The sequence below is a fragment of the Methylobacterium sp. UNC378MF genome (genome assembly GCF_900103195.1).
In the GTDB taxonomy this organism is placed as follows: Bacteria; Pseudomonadota; Alphaproteobacteria; order Rhizobiales; family Beijerinckiaceae; genus Methylobacterium.
On the sequence record NZ_FMWU01000010.1, the window covers coordinates 63,327 to 77,347 of the forward strand.

The 14,021-nt window shown below is 70.4% G+C and carries 15 protein-coding genes and 1 pseudogene; 11 read left to right on the forward strand and 5 right to left on the reverse strand.

What is annotated here, in order from left to right:
* The first annotated feature begins 51 nt into the window (after window positions 1-51).
* Window positions 52-213, forward strand: coding sequence for a hypothetical protein (locus BLT59_RS31275; RefSeq protein WP_173009238.1), 162 nt, complete (start codon window positions 52-54; stop codon window positions 211-213).
* A gap of 59 nt (window positions 214-272) precedes the next feature.
* Here BLT59_RS31275 and BLT59_RS12205 read toward each other — a convergent pair whose 3' ends face one another.
* Both BLT59_RS12205 and BLT59_RS12210 read right to left on the reverse strand, forming a co-directional pair.
* Window positions 273-1,196 carry a metallophosphoesterase family protein gene (locus tag BLT59_RS12205; RefSeq protein ID WP_091779861.1) on the reverse strand — a complete coding sequence of 308 codons (924 nt, stop codon included), beginning with the start codon at window positions 1,194-1,196 and terminating at the stop codon, window positions 273-275.
* A 64-nt stretch (window positions 1,197-1,260) separates the two neighbouring features.
* Window positions 1,261-1,752 (reverse strand): annotated as a pseudogene (locus BLT59_RS12210) (VIT1/CCC1 transporter family protein); the annotation flags it as partial.
* Window positions 1,753-2,046: 294 nt separating this feature from the next.
* Here BLT59_RS12210 and BLT59_RS12215 point away from each other — a divergent pair.
* From BLT59_RS12215 to lpxK, 3 genes are read left to right on the forward strand one after another with little or no spacing between them, the layout of a single operon-like run.
* Complete coding sequence (locus tag BLT59_RS12215; RefSeq protein WP_091779867.1) at window positions 2,047-2,832, forward strand: lysophospholipid acyltransferase family protein; 786 nt, start codon at window positions 2,047-2,049, stop codon at window positions 2,830-2,832.
* Window positions 2,829-4,160 carry a 3-deoxy-D-manno-octulosonic acid transferase gene (locus BLT59_RS12220; RefSeq protein ID WP_091779870.1) on the forward strand — a complete coding sequence of 444 codons (1,332 nt, stop codon included), beginning with the start codon at window positions 2,829-2,831 and terminating at the stop codon, window positions 4,158-4,160. Before BLT59_RS12215 ends, BLT59_RS12220 begins: the two co-directional genes overlap by 4 nt.
* Entirely contained in the window at window positions 4,160-5,140 is a 981-nt protein-coding gene (gene lpxK / locus BLT59_RS12225) for a tetraacyldisaccharide 4'-kinase (RefSeq protein ID WP_091779872.1), read from the forward strand. The genes BLT59_RS12220 and lpxK overlap by 1 nt, the downstream gene beginning before the upstream one ends.
* Window positions 5,141-5,143: 3 nt before the next feature.
* Here lpxK and BLT59_RS12230 read toward each other — a convergent pair whose 3' ends face one another.
* Window positions 5,144-5,362: a DUF2093 domain-containing protein gene (locus BLT59_RS12230; protein ID WP_091779874.1), complete on the reverse strand. Its 219-nt coding sequence runs from the start codon at window positions 5,360-5,362 to the stop codon at window positions 5,144-5,146.
* A gap of 62 nt (window positions 5,363-5,424) precedes the next feature.
* Window positions 5,425-6,411, reverse strand: a complete 987-nt coding sequence (locus BLT59_RS12235; RefSeq protein WP_091779877.1) for a bifunctional riboflavin kinase/FAD synthetase — start codon at window positions 6,409-6,411, stop codon at window positions 5,425-5,427.
* Between the two features lie 301 nt (window positions 6,412-6,712).
* Between BLT59_RS12235 and BLT59_RS12240 the strand changes: the two genes are divergently transcribed.
* The 6 genes from BLT59_RS12240 to BLT59_RS12265 all read left to right on the forward strand — a co-directional run bounded on the left by BLT59_RS12240 (window position 6,713) and on the right by BLT59_RS12265 (window position 10,822).
* Window positions 6,713-7,096 (forward strand): response regulator, encoded by a 384-nt coding sequence (locus tag BLT59_RS12240; RefSeq protein WP_012317888.1) that lies wholly within the window; start codon window positions 6,713-6,715, stop codon window positions 7,094-7,096.
* Between the two features lie 109 nt (window positions 7,097-7,205).
* On the forward strand, window positions 7,206-7,739 hold the full coding sequence (locus tag BLT59_RS12245) for a protein phosphatase CheZ (RefSeq protein ID WP_091779881.1): 534 nt from the start codon (window positions 7,206-7,208) through the stop codon (window positions 7,737-7,739).
* Window positions 7,740-7,862: 123 nt separating this feature from the next.
* A complete protein-coding gene (locus BLT59_RS12250; RefSeq protein WP_091779884.1) occupies window positions 7,863-8,651 on the forward strand; it encodes a creatininase family protein in 789 nt (262 codons plus the stop codon).
* A gap of 70 nt (window positions 8,652-8,721) precedes the next feature.
* Window positions 8,722-9,465, forward strand: coding sequence for a DUF1223 domain-containing protein (locus BLT59_RS12255; protein ID WP_091779887.1), 744 nt, complete (start codon window positions 8,722-8,724; stop codon window positions 9,463-9,465).
* Window positions 9,462-10,133, forward strand: a complete 672-nt coding sequence (locus BLT59_RS12260) for an RNA polymerase sigma factor (RefSeq protein WP_244513957.1) — start codon at window positions 9,462-9,464, stop codon at window positions 10,131-10,133. Before BLT59_RS12255 ends, BLT59_RS12260 begins: the two co-directional genes overlap by 4 nt.
* Window positions 10,133-10,822 carry an NrsF family protein gene (locus BLT59_RS12265; RefSeq protein WP_091779890.1) on the forward strand — a complete coding sequence of 230 codons (690 nt, stop codon included), beginning with the start codon at window positions 10,133-10,135 and terminating at the stop codon, window positions 10,820-10,822. The genes BLT59_RS12260 and BLT59_RS12265 overlap by 1 nt, the downstream gene beginning before the upstream one ends.
* Window positions 10,823-10,918: 96 nt before the next feature.
* Here the strand turns inward: BLT59_RS12265 and BLT59_RS12270 are convergent, their stop codons facing one another.
* Window positions 10,919-11,410, reverse strand: a complete 492-nt coding sequence (locus BLT59_RS12270; protein WP_091779893.1) for a YcgN family cysteine cluster protein — start codon at window positions 11,408-11,410, stop codon at window positions 10,919-10,921.
* Between the two features lie 311 nt (window positions 11,411-11,721).
* On the opposite strand from BLT59_RS12270, the gene BLT59_RS12275 reads away from it, so the two are divergent.
* Window positions 11,722-14,019, forward strand: coding sequence for a transglycosylase domain-containing protein (locus BLT59_RS12275; RefSeq protein ID WP_091779896.1), 2,298 nt, complete (start codon window positions 11,722-11,724; stop codon window positions 14,017-14,019).
* The last annotated feature ends 2 nt before the right edge of the window (window positions 14,020-14,021 follow it).

Sequence of the window (14,021 nt, forward strand, 5' to 3'; positions counted from 1 at the left end):
ATGATTTCCTTAGACTAAAGGCAGGCAATCTCCAGCATAAGGCAGGCTCCCATGGCAGAGGTGATTCGCGTCAAGCCGACTCACGACGGCACCTACACCGTGTATCGCGGAACACTCGCGTTGATATGCGGCCTCACCCGCCTCCAGGCCGAGCGCTACGAAGCGAGCCTCAGCCGACAACAGCGCGCCGACCTCGCGGTCGCCGGCATCTGATCCGCCCACCGATCTTCGGGCCGGCGCCGCCGATTGCGCGGTCGCGCCGGCTCAGGAGCTCAGGCGTGTTCCGCCTCGCCGAGATCCAGGGCGCCGAGATCGCCCATGGCGCCTGATGCGTCGAGACCTCGTCTGCGGGCCGTGACCGTGAACCCCCGTTCCGCCCGGCCGATCTCGAACAGCAGATAGGAGGCCCGGCGCGACGCGATCGCCCCGTGCCCGTCCGCGCGTGCCGACGCGGAGGGGGCCCCGATCACCGGAACGACCCGACCGTCCGGTCCCGGGATCTGGGCCGCGCTGGTAATATGATTGTGACCGTGCAGGATCAGGTCCGCTCCGGCCCGCGCGATCATCGCGGTGAACGCCGCGGCGTCCTTCAGTTCGCGCCCCGGCGAGGCGCCTCCCGGCTGCGGCGGGTGGTGGATCATCACCACGCGGAAGGGCCGGCCCGGCTCCGTGGCGAGGGCCCGGAGCAGGGCTTCGGCCGCAGCCAGTTGGGGCGCCCCGAGGCGGCCTGTCGCCACAAAGGGCTTCGTCGGGATCGCGCTCGACAGGCCGACCAGAGCCAGAGGGCCACGCCGCCGCAGGTAGGGAAAGCGGCCCCACGAACCGGAATCGTCGCCCGTGTAGCGGCCGCAGGCCGCGAGCAGGCCTTCCAGGGAACCGCGGACATAGGCGTCGTGATTGCCCGGCACGAAGCTCACCGCCTCCGGCGACCCCAGCGCTTCCAGGAACGTCCGGGCGGTCTCCCACTCGCTCGGCAGGCCGATGTTGCACAGGTCGCCCGTACAGGCGACGTGCTCGGCACCCTGCGCCTTCATGTCGGTGACCAGCGCCTCCAGCACGGTCATGTCGTGGCTGCGCGAGCGCCCGCGCCGCCAATTGGCGTAGCCGGTGGCGCGCTTGCCGATGAGATGGCGGAGGCGCACCCGGCCGAGAGGCCCGACATGCGGATCGCTGAGATGGATGAGGCGGAAGGTCAACGCCGGTGGTCACCCTCGACACGGGGACGTAAGGCGCTCCGCATCGCGGGCGCGACGCTTCCCGTCAAGCGCTTCCGATCAGCATCCCGACCACCAGCACCAGCGCGCCGCCGACCATGACCTGCAGGGCCGCGCGCCAGAACGGCGTTGCCATGAAACGCGTGCGGATCGCCGCGATGACCGCGAGTTCCACCACCACCACGAGAATGGCCAGGCTCGTGGCCAGGACGAAAGGATCCGGCCAGCCAGCCGGGAGCGTGTCGGGGATCGCATAGGGCAGCGTGTGGCCGAGGCCGCCCAGTGTGGTCATCGCGCCGCAGACGAGGCCGCGCAGCCACGGGTCGCCGCGGCCCGTGACGGCGCCGTCGTCCGACAGGGCCTCTGTGAACCCCATGCTGATGCCAGCGCCGACCGAGGCCGCGAGCCCCACCAGGAAGGTCGCGCCGTTATGCCCCGTGGCGAAGGCCGCGGCGAAGATCGGTGCAAGGGTCGAGACCGAGCCGTCGATCAGTCCGGCGAGGCCGGGTTGGACATAGCGCAGGACGAAGGCGCGCCGCGCCTCCTCGTGAATCTCGGCGGCGCTCTGGAGAAGGGCGGCCATCGTAAAACTCCTCTTTGGATCAATTCCAATCTACAGTCTGGAATTTGTCTAAACAAGAGGCGCTGCCGTGTTTTCGCCGCGCCGCGGGAGCATCGGCGGGACCGGAATGGCCACCCGTACAGGTCGCCTATCCGTAGGGTTGTGGGCGAGGCGGATTGTTTCGTCTCAGGCGCGGGGGCTAGACCATGCGCGGTCGAATTCGATCCCGAACTGATCGGGTGATGGCGGTCGAGCCGCCTCAGGCGTGACATGGGTCTCGGCAAGCGTATCCTCCGTCATCCCGCAGTGCAGCGCCTCCTCGGCCGCATCGCCGCGTCCTATCTGCGGCTCGTGCAGACGACCAACCGCTTCGAGGTCCACGCGGCCGGGGCTGCGCCGGGCAGCGTGGACCGGTGGATGGACGCGCGGCTGCCGCTCATCGCCGGCATGTGGCACGGGCAGCACATCATGATGCCGTTCATGCGCCGGCCGGGTGATCGGGTCGCCACGATCATCTCCAAGAATCCGGACGGCAACATCAACACCATCGCGCTGGAGCGCCTCGGCGTGCGCGTGATTCGGGCATCCGGCGCCCGCGGCCGAAGCCGGGCCAGCGACACCCGCGCCAAAGGTGGTGCGGAGGGCTTCCGAGCGATGCTGCGGGCTCTCAAGGCAGGCGAGTCCGTGGCCTTCAGCGCGGACGTGCCGAAGGTGTCGCGCCGGTGCGATGCCGGGATCCTGACGCTGGCGCGTTTCTCGGGCCGGCCGATCGTTCCCGCTGCCGTGGTGACGAGCCGGCATCTGCGGTTCAAGTCCTGGGACCGAGCCTGCCTTGGCCTCCCCTTCGGGCGTGGAGCGATCGTGCTCGGGGAGCCCGTCTACGTTGCGCGGGATTGCGAGGGTGAGGCGTTCGAGGCGCTTCGACGCCATGTCGAGGCCGAGATGAATCGCGTCCATGCCCGCGCCTACGCGCTGGTGGGGCGCGCCGACCGGGCCGCGCTCTACCGCGAGGCGCCCGAGGTGACAGCCTCCACGCCGGTGGGAGACCTCGCGTGAGGCGCCCCTCCGTCACGCTGCCGCTGCAGGCCTACCGGGCCGGCCTGCGCATCGGCGAGCCAGCGCTGACCGGCCTGCTCGCGTGGCGCGCGCAGCGCGGCAAGGAGGATCCGCGCCGGCTCCCGGAGCGGCGGGGCCTGCCGGGCCGGGCCCGGCCCGTCGGGCCGCTGGCCTGGATGCACGGGGCGAGCGTCGGCGAGGCCCTGTCGCTGATCGGGCTCGTCGACGGCATGATCGCCCGCGGCTTCTCGGTCCTCGTGACCACGGGCACACGCGCGGCCGCCGAGCTGGTCGGCGTCCGGCTGCCCCCGGGCGCGGTACATCAGTACATGCCCCTCGACGCGCCGCGCTGGGTCGGCCGTTTCCTCGACCACTGGCTGCCGGATCTCGCGGTCATCGCTGAGTCGGAAATCTGGCCGAACACGATCCTGGCGCTGGACGAGCGCGAGGTCCCCCTCATTCTGGTCAACGGGCGCATGTCTGAGCGCTCGTTTCGGGGTTGGGAGCGCTGCCCGCGCACCGCGAAGGCACTCCTGACGCGGATCGCGATCTGCCTGGCGCAGACTCAGGAAGACGGCGAGCGCTTCGCCAAGCTCGGCGCGCCGCGGGTGAGCATCGCCGGGAATCTGAAATTCGACGCGCCGGTGCCCCCGGCCGATGCGCAGCAACTCGCCTATCTGGGTTCCATGATGGCCGGCCGGCCGGTTTGGGTCGCGGCGAGCACGCATTCCGGCGAGGAGGCGATGGTCGCCTACGCGCACGCGATGCTGAAGGCGCAGTTTCCCCAGCTCCTGACGATCATCGCCCCGCGGCACCCGGCCCGGGGTGCAGAGGCGGTCGCGTGCGCGAACGCCGTCGGCCTGCGCAGCGCCCAGCGTTCCACCGGCGGTCGGCCCCATCCCTCCATCGAGGTCTACGTCGCCGACACGATCGGCGAGCTGGGCCTGTTCTACCGCCTGAGCCCGCTGGTGTTCCTCGGCGGGTCTCTGGTCCCGCGGGGCGGCCAGAATCCGATCGAGCCCCTGCGTCTCGACTCGGCGGTGCTGCACGGGCCCCACACCGAGAATTTCGGCGTGATCTATCAGGCCCTCGACCGTGCCGGCGGCACCCTGCCGGTACGCGACGGCGTCGAGCTGGCGGCGGTCGCCGCCGAGCTTCTCGGCGACCAAGCGCGGCTCGCCGACATGGCCCGCGCGGGGCAGCGCGCCCTCGAGCCCTTCGAGGGGGCGGTGGCCCGTACGCTGGCGGTGCTTGACCCGTTCGTGGCGCAGATGAAGCTCCAGCGCCTCGACCGGGGCACCCCCGTACGACCGCTGGCGCGAGCCTGATGCGACCTCCGGCCTTCTGGGCGGCGGGGCCGGATCACGTGGCCGCGCGCGGCCTCGCGCCGCTCGGGGCGGTCTACGGGGACCTCGTGGCCCGGCGGATGGATCGTCCCGGCGCGCGAGCCGGCTGCCCCGTCCTCTGTCTGGGCAACTTCACCCTCGGCGGGGCCGGCAAGACTCCGGCCGCCCTGATGGTCGCGGCCCTCCTCGCCGAACTCGGTGCCGCGCCGGCCTTCCTGTCCCGCGGATATGGGGGGCGGACCGCGGGTCCGGTGCAGGTGGATCCCGAGCGCCACGCGGCCGCCGAGGTCGGCGACGAGCCGCTGCTCCTCGCCCGTCAGGCACCCACGATCGTCTCCCGCGACCGCCCGGCGGGTGCTGCCCTGTGCCGGAGCCTCGGCGCTGACGTCATCGTGATGGATGACGGTCTGCAGAATCCGAGCCTCGTCAAGGACCTCAGTCTCGCGGTGGTCGACGGCTCGGCCGGCCTCGGCAACGGCCTGCCGTTCCCGGCGGGGCCGCTGCGCGCGCCGCTGGCCCGGCAATGGCCGCATGTCGGCGGGGTGATCGTGATCGGCGACGGAGCCGCGGGCGAAAGGGTCGCCCGGGCGGCCGAGCGACGCGGCCTGCCGGTCCACCGGGCGCGGCTCGTCCGGGAGGCGGACGATCTGGCAGGCCGCCGCTGCCTTGCCTTCGCGGGCATCGGCTACCCGGAGAAATTCTTCGCGAGCTTGGCCGAAGCGGGAGCGGTGGTCGCCGGGATGCGCCCGTTCCCGGATCATCATCCTTACCGGGAGCGAGAGCTTGCCGGTCTTGCCGATGCGGCCCGGCGCCTCGGGGCGGACCTCGTCACGACCGAGAAGGACGCGGTGCGCCTGCCGCCGGCCTTCTCGGCCGGCGTGCGAATCCTGCGCGTCCGCCTCGTCCTCGACGACGCGGACGCCCTGCGCCGGCAGATCCGCGACGCGGTCGGCGCGCCGTAACGGTCAGGGGCGCCCGGTTTCCTTCAGCCGCTTCAGGATCGCCTCAGGGGAGGCATAGGCTTCCTGGCGGGTCGCGCTCCAGTAGCGCAGCGCGTCGATCGCGATCGGCTCGCCAGTCACCGCGCAGCGCACGAAGCTGCCGGGCTTGACCACCCGCATGGTGCCATCGCCGTACTCGACGACCGCCTCGCCGTTGTTCCCGCGCTCGTAACGACCCAGCACGTCCGCCTCCTGCCCGTTGATGCCTTCTACACGATCCGCGCGCCCCGCGATGCCCGCGTGGCTTAGGTCAGCATCGATGGGGTCTCATCCCGCGCCAGCATCGCCCGCGCCGCGGCCGCATCGATATGCATACGCTCGACAAGCGCCTCGGCGCTGGCGAACCGCTCCTCGCCGCGGATGTAGCTGACGAACTCCACAGCGATGTCCTGCCCGTAGAGATCGCCGGAGAAGTCGAAGAGATAGGTCTCCAGCAGCGGTGCGCCGTCATCGAACGTCGGACGGCGCCCGTAGCTCGCCACGCCGCCGTGGAATCCGCCCGAGGCCAAGCGGACCCGCACCGCGTAGATGCCGTGCGCCAGCCCGCAATCGGGCAGCATCATGTTGGCGGTGGGAAAGCCCAGCTGCCGGCCGCGCTTGTCGCCGTGTCGGACCGCGCCAAGGACGAACCAGCGGTAGCCGAGAAGCGTGTTGGCGCGGACGACGTCGCCGGCCGCAAGCGCCGCACGGATCGCACTCGACGAAACCGGCTCGGTCTCGCCGCCGAGGGCGACCGGTGCCACGATCTGGCAGATCATCCCCGCCTCGCGACAGAGTTCGGCGAGGATCGCAGGCGTACCTTCGCGGCCGCGGCCGAAATGGAAATCGTGCCCGACGACCACGCCGGAGAGGGCCAGGGACCCCTTCAGGAAGTCGAGCACGAAGGCGCGAGCCCCGGTCTCGGCCAGAGCCCCGTCGAATCGGCGCACGATCAGCCCGTCGAGGCCCAGATGCGCGAACACGATTTCCTTGGCGGCGAGGCCGGTCAGCCGGAACATCGGCGCGTCGGGCGCAAAATAGGCCCGCGGATGCGGCTCGAAGGTCAGGATGGCGGCCGGCCGACCGGCGGCATGGGCCGCGGCACGCACGATGTCGACGAGCATCCGATGGCCGAGATGGACGCCATCAAAATTGCCGATCGCCGCCACGGCCCCGGCGAGGGCCGCGGGGACTGGCGCGTCGGCGCGGCAGATCGTGAAGGGCCGCGCGGCCGTGTCGTCGCCTGGGGCCATCGGTTCGGGGTCGAGTGCCTGGAAGAGTCGGATGGGGTCGCCTGACAGATCCGCGAGGGGCCCGACGCCGCCGGACCCTGCCGAAAGGTGCCCGGAGGGTCAAGCGATGCCCTGGCGTCCGTGCGCGCCTCCGCGCCGCAGGCATCGGCGTTGTGGGCCGGCCGCGCCGATTAACGGCTTCGCAATGCGGATGCCCTATTTGAAAAGCTGTGCAGCGCAGCTAAATTGCAGCGTTAGCGAAGCGTTAATCTATCCGGGAGCCGCCGCGGCTTCCCGCCGGGCAATACGGAGCAGTTGTTCGATGGCTCTCGATCTGAGCATGCCGATCCTCGTTGTCGACGATTACCAGACGATGGTTCGCATTATTCGCAATCTACTGAAGCAGCTCGGCTTCGAAGAGGTCGATGATGCTTCCGACGGGACCGAGGCGCTCGCGCGACTGAAGGGGCGCAAATATGGCCTGGTCATCTCCGACTGGAACATGGAGCCGATGACGGGCTACGAGCTGCTCCGGCACGTGCGGGCCGACGAAAATCTTCGGACGACGCCGTTCATCATGGTCACCGCCGAATCGAAGACCGAGAACGTGATTGCGGCAAAGAAGGCCGGCGTGAACAATTATATCGTGAAGCCCTTCAACGCGGCCACGCTGAAGTCGAAGATCGAGGCAGTCTGCGGGAGCTGACCGGCCCCCTACTTCGTCCCCGCACCGTCCGACCGGATCGCCGCTGTGGCGCCCGATTCCGAGACGTGGTGTGGCCGGACAGGACGGCCACAGATCCGAGGAGGAGAGCATGTCGTCAGCCGCTGCCCGGCAGGCCGATCTGCGGTTTCGGGAACCGCAGACGGTGATCGCCGAGCTGATCGAGATTGCGGATTACATCGCCCATCTCCGCGAGGAGATCGGTGCGTTGCGCGCGAACGAGATGAGCCGCGACCGGATCCCCATGGCGCACGAGGAACTCGGCAGCGTCGTCACGGCGACGGCGGGCGCCACCAACACGATCATGGAAGCCGCCGAGGCGATGCTCGGCCTGCCCGACGGGACAGGCTACCGCGAGGCCGTCGAGGAGCGCATCAACACGATCTTCGAAGCTTGCGCGTTCCAGGACATCACCGGCCAGCGGATCGCCAAGGTGGTGGAGTCGCTGAGACTGTTCGAGCAGCGCCTGGACCGATTCGTCAGCGCCGTGAAGGCCCGCGATGCGGCCTCGCTGGACCCGGCCGAGCGCGCCCGGCGCACCCGGGCCGAGGATCTCATGTTGAACGGCCCGCAGGCCGTGGACGCTATGCCGTCTCAGGACGACATCGACGCGCTGTTCGCTTGACGCGGTCTCAGCCGGCTGAGCCTCGGCCGGCGATATGACATTCGACTTGGCGGCGACCAGCCGGTTAGATCGCCTTCCGGATCCGCCGCTGCTCGGCGGCGCCGGCAGGAGGCCTCGGCAGGAATGACGGCGCGGTTCTGGTCCGAGCTGACCACTGAAGACTTGGCCCACCGCGACATGGGGCGGGCGATCGCGGTGCTGCCGGTGGCCGCCATCGAGCAGCACGGCCCCCATCTGCCGCTCGCCACCGACACGATCATCGCCGAGGGTTATCTCGCCCGGGTGCGCGACCACGCGCCGACGGATCTCGACGTGCTGCTGCTGCCGGTCCAGCCGGTGGGCAAGTCCGACGAGCACGATTCCTTCCCGGGCACGCTCTCGCTGGAAACCGGAACGGCGCTCGCCGCCTGGACGGGGATCGGCGCCGCCGTTCACCGTGCCGGCTGCCGCAAGCTGGTGATCGTCACGAGCCACGGCGGCAACAGCGCGCTCATCGACCTCGTGGCGGGCGACCTGCGCGCCCGGTTCGACATGGTGGCGGTGACGACATCCTGGGCGCGGCTCGGCTATCCCGAGGGACTGTTCCCGGTGGACGAGATCGCGCACGGCATCCATGCCGGCGGCATCGAGACGGCGCTGATGCTGGCCCTGCGGCCGGATCTCGTCCGGACCGATCGGATCGCCGATTTCCCGCCGCGCACGCTGGCGATGATCCGCGATTTTACCCATCTGCGCGCTGGCCGCCCTGCCGCCTTCGCGTGGAAGGCTGGCGACCTCCAGGCCTCCGGCGCCATGGGCGATGCGCGGCTCGGAACCGCCGAGGCCGGCCGCGTGGCATTGGACCACGGCGCCCGGGCCTTCGTCGCGCTGCTGCGCGACGTTGACGCCTTCGAACTCGAGCTGCCGGCGTAACCGTCGTCGTGGTCCCGCCGAAGAAGCTGGTACGCTGGATTCGAACTGCCGGCGTGCGGGAGTTCCGGCCATGCGCCCTACCCTCTTGATCGCCGCCGCTCTGCTCTCTGCCGGCCTCCGTCCGGCCACGGCGGCGCAGCGCCCCGTCGTTGTCGAATTGTTCACCTCGCAAAGCTGCTCCTCCTGCCCGCCCGCGGAGGCGCTGATCGGCCGTCTCGCGCGCGAGACGGCTGGGGAGCGGGGCGACGTCCTGCCGCTCGCGTTCCACGTCACCTATTGGAACCATCTGAACTGGCGCGACCCCTTTGCCCTGCCGGCCGCGAGCGCGCGCCAGGAGGCTTACGCGGCCCGCTTCGGCGGACCCACCTACACGCCGCAGGCGGTGATCGACGGGCGAATCGGGCTGGTCGGGTCCGACGAGGTCGGCCTGCGTGCCGCGATCGCCCGGGTCCAGGAGACCGGCCCCGGCATTCCCGTGACGCTCGGCCGCGACGGCGAGCGCGTCGTCGCGCAGATCGGGGCCGGCACCGGCGCCGGGACGGACAGCGCACGCGTCCTGCTGATCGGATACGATCCGAGCCACACCACACGTGTGCTGCGCGGCGAGAATGCCGGCCGCACCATCGAGCAGGCCAACATCGTCCGCTCGCTTCAGGATCTCGGACGCTGGTCCGGTACGGCCGCGACCTTCACGTCGACCCGCCCCGAAGGCGCGAGTGCGGCCCTGCTGCTTCAGGCCGTTGACGGGCGCATCCTTGGCGCCGCGCGCCTCGCTGCGGCCCCTGCCGGGACGGTCCGGGAGGCCGTGCGATGATCCTCGCCGTTCCGGGCGGGATGGCCGCGCGCAGCTGGGCCCTGGCGTCGGGATCGGACCACGGGGTAGATACGGCGCTGGCCGGGGGGCGGAACGACGGCGGAGCCCGGATGGCGCTCGAACAGGAACTGGCAGCCCTGATGGCGGCGGCGCAGGGCGGTGACGCGGCCGCCTATCGTGCCCTGTTGAAGGCCTGCCTGCCGGTGGTCTCGGCGATCGCGCGGACGCAGGGCGTGCGCGGCGAAGCGGTGGACGATGTCGTGCAGGATGCGCTGATGACGGTCCACCGGGCTCGGGCGAGCTACGATCCCGCCCGCCCCTTCATGCCCTGGCTGCGCGCCATCACCCAGCGTCGGGCGATCGATCGGCTGCGGCACGCCGGGCGGCGTCCCAGAGAGGTCAACGATCCCCTGGCCTACGAGGCTGAAGTCGATCCGGGCCCGGCTCCCGGGCAGGGGCTCGAGGCACGGGACCGGGCCGCCGCCCTGGCCCGCGCGGTGGCGGCCCTGCCCGACGGACAGCGGCAGGCGGTGGAGCATCTCGGCCTGCGCGAATTGTCGCTCGACGAGACAGCCGCGCTCACCGGCCGGAGCAAGGGGGCCCTCAAGGTGAACCTGCACCGGGCGCTGAAGGCGCTCCGGGCCAGCCTGACGCAGGAGCGGGAGTGATGCCCGGAGAAGGGAGCAACTGGGCCGGCGTCGACCTGTCTCGTCACGAGCGGCTCGTCGAGGAGCTCGCGGGACGGCTCGAACCTGTGCGACGCCTCCCTGCCCCGGAGGCTCGCGCGGCCCTGTGGCTCGGCGCGACGCTGGGGGTTGGGCTGATTCTTGCCGCCTGGAACGGCACGGGTGGCTTCATGCTGCGCATGCACGTGCCGGACCTGGCCTTTGCGGCGATCGGCGCCGTGCTGACGGCGATCGCCGCCGCCTTCGCGGCCTTCGCCACCAGCGTGCCGGGCCGCTCCAGCCGCTGGGCCCTGCTGCCGCTTCCGCCTCTCGTCCTCTGGATCGGCGCGAGTGGGTTGGGCTGCCTGCGCGAATGGATCGCCCCGGGGGCCGACATACCCGGTGCGCATGCGGTCTCAGGCTGCTTCAGCTTCCTGATCTGCGTCTCAGTCCCGCTGTCGGTGCTGATCGTCGTGATGCTGCGACGCGCCTGCCCGCTGCGACCGAACCTCACGGCCGCCCTCGGCGGGCTTGCGGTGGCCGCAGCGGCGGCGGCGCTGCTGATGCCGGTCCACCCGCACGACGCCACCGCCACGGATCTTCTGATCCACGCGGCGGCGGTCACCCTCGTCATCGCGGCGAACGGATTGGCGGGCGGCAGGCTGCTGGGCCGTCAGGTCGGGACCGGATAGGACGCTCTTGCTGAAGCGCGGATCCGCTTACAGCCCGCGGGAACCCTGGACCCGGAGCGAAAGGATCTCCCGCGGCGGAGTTCCGCGCCTGTCGTCTCAGCCGGCACTGGGATCGAGGGCCGGCCAGTCCACGATCCGGTCTGGCAACTCGTCATCCGAGAATTCCTCCTCGTTGCCCGAGAGCCGGCCACGAACCGAGATGCCGGCCTCGTGCACGCTCGCGGCCCGGCCGGAGACCAGCGGGTGCCACGGGTAAAGCGGCTTCCCGTCGCGCACGAGCCGGTATGCGCAAGTCGGCGGCAGCCACGCGATCGACCGCACCGCATCTGGCGTCAGGCGCACGCAATCGGGCACGCGCTTCTGCCGCCGGGCATAGTCGCGGCACCGGCAGGTAAGGCCGTCGAGCAGCGTGCAGCCGATATCGGTGTGGTGGACGTCACCGGTATCCTCGTCTTCGAGCTTCATCAGGCAGCACCGGCCGCAGCCGTCGCACAGGCTCTCCCATTCGGACGGGGTCATGGCTTCGAGCGTCTTGGTCTGCCAGAACGGCTCGACCGCCCCGCGGCGCGGCGCCTCGGGCTTGGGCATCGGAATGGTCTCTCGATCGGGGAGGCGCCTCTCTGCCCGAGCCACAGGACCGCTGCAAGCGTGGCCGCCGCCTCACGAGCGCCGGGACGCCGGGCCCATGCGGCCGAATCGCGCGCTCGTGCGTTATGCCCAAGCTCGTCCGCGGCGATTCGCGAGACTGCGCAGAGCCTCGCCCACGGGTCCGGATCCTGCTATGGACGTCGGGCGCTGCGCGGTGGCGTCGGCGCAGGTTCCGTGTCCGCGGCGCGGGCGCCCGACCATCCGCCGCCAGGATCCGCCGCAGAGGCGCTCGACAAGCCGGGTTCGACATCGTGCGCCTGCCGACGCTCACCGAAATCAAGATCCGCCTAGAACGCGCCGCGCTCGCGTTCGACGCCTGGGTCAATGCCAGCCTGTACGACAGTGGCCAGTCCACCGGGAACGCCTACGAGCGCTTCCAGCGCGTCATGAGCCGCTTCGCGGTGCGCGGCTGGAAGCGCGTCGCCCTGGACCTCACCAGCGAGGGCGTCACCATCGGGACCGGCGGCGCGGTGCTGATGCTGGCCCTGGCGCAGCCCGCCTTCCAGCTGACCAGCGAGAACTGGCTGAAGCAGCAGGACCTCGCCGTCACCTTCCTCGACCGTTACGGCACCGAGGTCGGGCGGCGCGGCATCAAGCACGACGACTCGCTCAAGCTCGACGACTTTCCCGACATCATGATCAAGGCGCTGGTCTCCACCGAGGACCGGCGCTTCTACGAGCACTGGGGCATCGATCCGATCGGCACCCTGCGGGCGCTGGTCAACAATTCGAAGGGCGGCGGCGGCACGCAGGGCGGCTCCTCGATCACCCAGCAGCTCGCCAAGAACCTGTTTCTGACGAATGAGCGCTCGCTCGAAAGAAAGGTCAACGAGGCGTTCCTGGCGCTCTGGCTCGAGAGCCATCTCACCAAGAACGAGATCCTGAAGCTCTACCTCGACCGGGCCTATATGGGCGGCGGCACCTTCGGCGCGGTCGCGGCGGCGGATTACTATTTCGGCAAGCCGCTCAAGGACATCAGCCTCGCCGAGGCCGCCATGCTGGCGGGCCTGTTCAAGGCGCCGACCAAGTACGCCCCGCACGTCAACCTGCCGGCGGCCCGCGCCCGGGCGGCCGACGTGCTGCACAACATGGTGGAGGCGGGATTCGTCACCGAGGGGCAGATCCAGACGGCGTTGCGCAATCCGGCGACACCGGTGACCCGGACCCGCGACATCACCGCCGACTACTACCTCGACTGGGCCTTCGGCGAGATTAAGGGCATGGCCGATGCCGGGAAGCTGCGCAACGACCGCGTGCTGACGGTGAAGACCCCCCTCGACCTCGCCATCCAGAAGCGTGCCGACGAGGTGGTGGCGGACATCCTGCGCAAGTCCGGCGACGCCTACGACGTCGACGAGGCCGCCATGGTGATCCTCGATCCCGACGGGGCGCTCCGCGCCATGGTGGGCGGCGCCGACTACGGCGAAAGCCAGTTTAATCGCGCCACCGACGCGCTGCGCCAGCCCGGCTCGTCGTTCAAGCCCTACGTCTACTCGGCCGCGCTCGCCTCCGGTCTGTTCAAGCCCGACACGGCGGTGGTCGACAGCCCGGTCTGCATCGGCAACTGGTGCCCGCAGAATTACGGCCGCTCCTATGCTGGCCGGGTGCCGATGTGGCTCGCCGTGGCGAAGTCGATCAACACGATCCCGATCAAGATCTCCATTGCGCTGGGCAAGGCCATGGGCATCTCCCACGAGGCCCGGGCGGCCAAGGCGGGCCGCGCGAAGATCACCGAACTCGCCCACAAGATGGGCATCACCTCGAACCTGATCGACACCGTCTCGATGCCGATCGGCTCCGACGAGGTGACAGTCATCGATCAGGCGGCCGGCTACGCGGTGTTCGCCAATGGCGGGTTCCGTGCCAAGCCCTACGCGGCCATCGAGGTGAAGAACTCGTCCGGTGACGTGATCTACCGCCACGCCGACGAGCCGCCGGACCGGGTACTCTCGCCCCAGGTCGTGGCCGACATGAACTTCATGCTCAACAAGGTTGTCGAGGAGGGCACGGGCAAGCGGGCGCAGCTGGAGGGCGTAAAGGTCGCCGGCAAGTCCGGCACCACGAACGCCTACCGGGACGCTTGGTTCGTCGGCTACACCGGTAATTATGTCGGTGCCGTCTGGTTCGGAAACGACGACCACACCTCGACAAACAAGCTGACCGGCGGCTCGCTCCCGGCTCAGACCTGGCACGACGTGATGGAGCCAGCCCACCGGGGCATCGAGATCAAGGGCCTGCCCGGCCTGAAGGAGAGCCCTCGCGCGGCCCAGCAGCAAGCCTCCGGCGGCCCTACAGCCCCGATCGACCCCAACGCCAGCGCCTACGGCAAGCTCTCGCGCCGCTCCTTCGAGGTGATCAGCGGCCTGAACGGCCTGTTCCGGACGGTGGAACGCTCGCCCGGATCGCCTTCGGACGCGCGGTCCGGCGCCGGTGACGCGCCGAAGACCGGCCGGAAGCCCGGCGATCGGGCGGTGGCGACGCCGTCCGGCCCGCTTCGCGAGGTCGCCGAGGGCGGCCGTCCGGTCGGCGGCTTTACCGAGGTCCGCTGAGC

Coding starts and splice junctions, on each gene's coding strand:
- BLT59_RS12235 (WP_091779877.1), bottom strand. CDS start 6,411: ATGGCCCCAGGCGACGACACGGCCGCGCGGCCCTTCACGATCTGCCGC.
- BLT59_RS12270 (WP_091779893.1), bottom strand. CDS start 11,410: ATGCCCAAGCCCGAGGCGCCGCGCCGCGGGGCGGTCGAGCCGTTCTGG.
- BLT59_RS12255 (WP_091779887.1), top strand. CDS start 8,722: ATGCGCCCTACCCTCTTGATCGCCGCCGCTCTGCTCTCTGCCGGCCTC.
- BLT59_RS12260 (WP_244513957.1), top strand. CDS start 9,462: ATGATCCTCGCCGTTCCGGGCGGGATGGCCGCGCGCAGCTGGGCCCTG.
- BLT59_RS12265 (WP_091779890.1), top strand. CDS start 10,133: ATGCCCGGAGAAGGGAGCAACTGGGCCGGCGTCGACCTGTCTCGTCAC.
- BLT59_RS12215 (WP_091779867.1), top strand. CDS start 2,047: ATGGGTCTCGGCAAGCGTATCCTCCGTCATCCCGCAGTGCAGCGCCTC.
- BLT59_RS12250 (WP_091779884.1), top strand. CDS start 7,863: ATGACGGCGCGGTTCTGGTCCGAGCTGACCACTGAAGACTTGGCCCAC.
- BLT59_RS12245 (WP_091779881.1), top strand. CDS start 7,206: ATGTCGTCAGCCGCTGCCCGGCAGGCCGATCTGCGGTTTCGGGAACCG.
- BLT59_RS31275 (WP_173009238.1), top strand. CDS start 52: ATGGCAGAGGTGATTCGCGTCAAGCCGACTCACGACGGCACCTACACC.
- lpxK (WP_091779872.1), top strand. CDS start 4,160: ATGCGACCTCCGGCCTTCTGGGCGGCGGGGCCGGATCACGTGGCCGCG.
- BLT59_RS12240 (WP_012317888.1), top strand. CDS start 6,713: ATGGCTCTCGATCTGAGCATGCCGATCCTCGTTGTCGACGATTACCAG.